Annotated in this window: 4 protein-coding genes and 1 pseudogene; 2 read left to right on the top strand and 3 right to left on the bottom strand. The window is 55.7% G+C overall.

Annotated features, from left to right (window positions below; genetic code table 11):
- Positions 1-319: 319 nt before the first annotated feature.
- From KPG66_RS13680 to KPG66_RS13670, 3 genes are all read right to left on the bottom strand, one after another.
- Positions 320-1,300: a tyrosine-type recombinase/integrase gene (locus KPG66_RS13680; protein ID WP_013436771.1), complete on the bottom strand. Its 981-nt coding sequence runs from the start codon at positions 1,298-1,300 to the stop codon at positions 320-322.
- Positions 1,301-1,434: 134 nt separating this feature from the next.
- Positions 1,435-1,635, bottom strand: a complete 201-nt coding sequence (locus KPG66_RS13675) for a hypothetical protein (protein ID WP_157864646.1) — start codon at positions 1,633-1,635, stop codon at positions 1,435-1,437.
- A 283-nt stretch (positions 1,636-1,918) separates the two neighbouring features.
- A complete protein-coding gene (locus tag KPG66_RS13670) occupies positions 1,919-2,221 on the bottom strand; it encodes an addiction module antidote protein (RefSeq protein WP_237071178.1) in 303 nt (100 codons plus the stop codon).
- A gap of 181 nt (positions 2,222-2,402) precedes the next feature.
- Here KPG66_RS13670 and KPG66_RS13665 point away from each other — a divergent pair.
- Positions 2,403-2,819, top strand: a pseudogene (locus tag KPG66_RS13665) (hypothetical protein); the annotation flags it as partial.
- Positions 2,820-3,113: 294 nt separating this feature from the next.
- The coding region (locus KPG66_RS13660) for a 2-hydroxycarboxylate transporter family protein (protein ID WP_237071177.1) at positions 3,114-3,606 on the top strand (493 nt) is incomplete at its 3' end.

The raw sequence follows: 3,606 nt of genomic DNA, 5'->3' as shown, positions 1-3,606 counted from the left end.
GCGTCAGCACGGCGCGTTTCTGGATGAACCTGCAAACCAATTACGAACTTTGGCAGGCTGAACAGCGCGAACAACCGCCTGTAAGGCCGTTGCAATCGAACGGCTCCATCCCGGATACATTAAAAGTGCGATGATAAGCATCGCACAGCTTATCGGCGACGATCGGGTGAAAGTCGACGAGGAACCGCAGCGCGCGTCCTGGCAGCATGCGGCGCATCCCTCAGGCGTGAGCAGTGGCCGGGCGGTATAATTGGTTCGCCTGACCGATCTGATTGACTGGAACCTGCAAAATGGGGACGACCATAGATCCAGCTGACGATCAAGCTGATTTTTCTTGCGCCCACTTCTGCCATGCCTTTTTGAGACGCTCGGCGGTGATCAGCTCCACGCCGAGGACTTCGCTGACCGCGAGCGTGGTCTGCCCGGCCTCAAACAGCGTCGCGATGTAACTATTGCGCAGCGTTTGGGGGCTGGCGCGCGCCTGCCGCCTGTCGGCCACACCGCAGGCGCGCATGATGGTCTCGGTGGCGCGCAGCGCGGTGACCGCGTGCATCGGCCGTCCGTCCCGTCCACCGGGAAAGACCCACGAACTATCCACGCCACTGGCTTGCCGTTCGGCTAACCAGCGTGCCAGCGCCGAGTGTGCAAACGGTTCGGGCCGGGGTTGATGCGAAAAACGCGAGCCTGGCGAGGTGATGTGCATGAGTCGATCTGGCCCAATATTAATGCAGTTAACGGTTAATCTAAGCGCCTGTGACACCTTCAACCCCGCCCCCAGGAACGTCGCCACCAACGCACGATCACGTAAGCTACACCAGCGCTCATAATGCGTGGTCGTCACCGGGGACAACAACAAGTCGATAATGTTTTGCCTTTCCTGCGGCCATAGGAAATCGGTGTCCTGGTTACCCTTGACGCGCTTCCAGGTGGCTTGACTGTCTCGCAACGCACCCACAGCGGGATTGACGCTTGGGCTTTGCCGCGTACACGCATCAATATCGACGAACACACGCTCAATCAATTTGCGATAGCGCGCGCGTTGGTCTCGATTCTCGCGGCTCAAGCTGGCCAGAAAGGCGCTGATCGTGTCGGGCGTCGCCGCACTCAAGGGGGTGCGGCGCGCCTGAAGGTAGCGTACGAAGGCACGCCATTGGGCCAGATAGACTTGAGCGGACGAGGACCGCAAGGTGCGAGAGGTGCCACGCCCGGGTTGCCTGGCCAGCCAGGCTTCAAATGATTGAATGGGCGCACGGTCCCAATCGGTGCGCTGCTGAGCGGCAAATAAATCAGCCTCGGTCATGATAGACAGGGGAGGTGGGTGTCGATAGGTAAATGACTGTTAAATGCATAATCAGTATGCCGCGACCCGACGTCCCGAGCAATGGGCACTGTTCAATGAACCATCCTCCCATGTCTAAATCCTGGCAGCCTCGGTCAGTTGCTGCGCCAGATCCACGCGCACCATTCCCCGCCCGTACATTGCTCATATCCACCGACGCACTCGTAACCGCCAGGTGTCGTTGGAGAGATCAGGCACCGACGAAACAGAAGGCCGTTGGTGGTAGCCGCTTCGCCGTTACAGTTGCGCTCGATGTAGTACTTGCCGTCATCGAGCAGCATCAGGTGTGTGTCCATCGGGGAATCAGCGGGCTGCTCCATGCTCCCCGAACCCCTCTATCACCTCTACAAATCGACGGCTTCTGCCAAGTTGACAGAGTCAGATGCCGGACGCGGGCCGTCGGCAATTTTTTTGGCCCAGCCACAGGGGCGATTCATGGCGCACGGCGCGACAGCGTCTGACAAGAAAACGCAGATCCAGCTGCGCAGAGAAACCGCAAAGTATTATGCGCAGGTAACACGAGGCGAGCCGATGGGTTAGCTGAATCTTGGGTTATAAGCCGGAAACCCAAAAATTCTGTCAATGCAGCGGCTGTGCCACCAGGCGCACGCCCAAGGCAGCGCAAACGCGGCTGATCGTCTCGAAGCGCGGTTCACTGCCGGGTCGAAGCGCTTTGTACAGGGCTTCGCGTGCGATGCCGGAGTCCTTGGCCACCTGCGTCATTCCTCGAGCACGGGCGATATCGCCCAGGGCTGCAGCCAGCAGCGCTGGGTCATTCTCTTCAAGAACACTCGTTAGGTACGATGCGACATCTTCTTCGTTGTTTAGGTACTCGGCCGCATCGAACTCGGGAAGTTGGGAAACTTTTATTCGCTGGGTCATGATCCATCCTCCAAAGAATTCGCCAACGCAATCGCCCGGCGAATGTCAGCCTGCTGAGTCGACTTGTCGCCACCGCCCAGCATCACGATGAGCGTCTCACCGCGCTGGACATAGTACATGCGCTAGCCAGGACCGAATGGCTCGCGCATCTCGAACACACCTTCACCCACTGGCCAACACGCACACGTTGACGGAAGCGCTGGAAGAGGCGGCGATCCTGAGCGAGGTGCAACCGTAGACCACTGTCGTCGATCGCAGCTACAAGGGCGTAGCGATCGACGGCGTGAAATTTATCACCCGGGCTTGCGACGCGGTATCACTTGAGGCTGGCGGGCAATGATCCGGTGGCGCAGTGCGATCGAGCCGGCCATTGGACACAAAGGCAAACGGCAAGCTCGAGCGCAACTGGCTCAAGGGTGCACTGGGTAATGCCATCCACGTGGTGCTGTGCGGCGCCGGCCATAACCTGCGGATGATGCTCAAAAAGCTGCGGCTTTTTTACGCCTTAATTTTGGTTGCTTTGCACTTGCGATGCTCACATGTTGTCGGCGCCATGAATGCGCCGCAGAGCAAAGCGAATTCAAAACGAATTGTTTAGGGCCACCTTATTAATATCTGGTGACGGCCTTCTTATTTATGTAACCAACTAATTAAATGAAATCGACTTAATTGCGCCTTGTTCTCTATAGAGAAGCAAGTTATAGTTACTTACAGCACTTAAGTTTAGGTAAATTTTACATTATTCTTATTCGACCCTTTATAAAAGGATTTGCTTAATAGTCCATTAATTTATTTATAAAATAAGTGCATTGAAGCGGCCCGGTCAAAGTGGTGACGCACTTGACCGAGCCTAACCACTCTTCACCTAAAGGTAAACTCCGTAAAGGGTATCATGGCTAAGTTAATTATAAAACAATTTAAAACTTGTCGCTTGTTCAGCACGGTGTTTGTCTCTCGCCTATGCGCATGGCGTGCATCACCCCACTGGCCGCAATGGATGCACCGTCGCATTGGCATTATCCCCGTGCCAGTATACGGATTGCTACTAGCCTGTATAGCCGCACTTGTTGCGCTAAAATGTGTATCTAGCGATTTGCCTGTAATGATTGCAGTACTTGCAGTCGCGGGGTTTACGTGTGCCGAACTCGGTGCCAAATTGCCGGGACTACGTCATATCGGTGGCCCTGTCATTGTGGCATTGTTACTGCCCTCGTGGCTGGTACATCATCACCTGCTGCCGATGGGATTGATTAGCCCAATTCAGCACTTTTGGCAAACCACCAACATCATTTACTTATTCTCTGCCCTGGTCATTGTGGGCAGCTTGTTAGGCATGAACCGGGCGCTGTTGACCAAGGGCATCAGCCGATTTGCGATTCCAGTCA

The organism is Mycetohabitans sp. B2 (assembly GCF_021733735.1).
Taxonomy (GTDB): domain Bacteria; phylum Pseudomonadota; class Gammaproteobacteria; order Burkholderiales; family Burkholderiaceae; genus Mycetohabitans; species Mycetohabitans rhizoxinica.
Note: the sequence above shows the minus strand (reverse complement) of the source record. Positions and strands in the feature narration are given on the sequence as shown.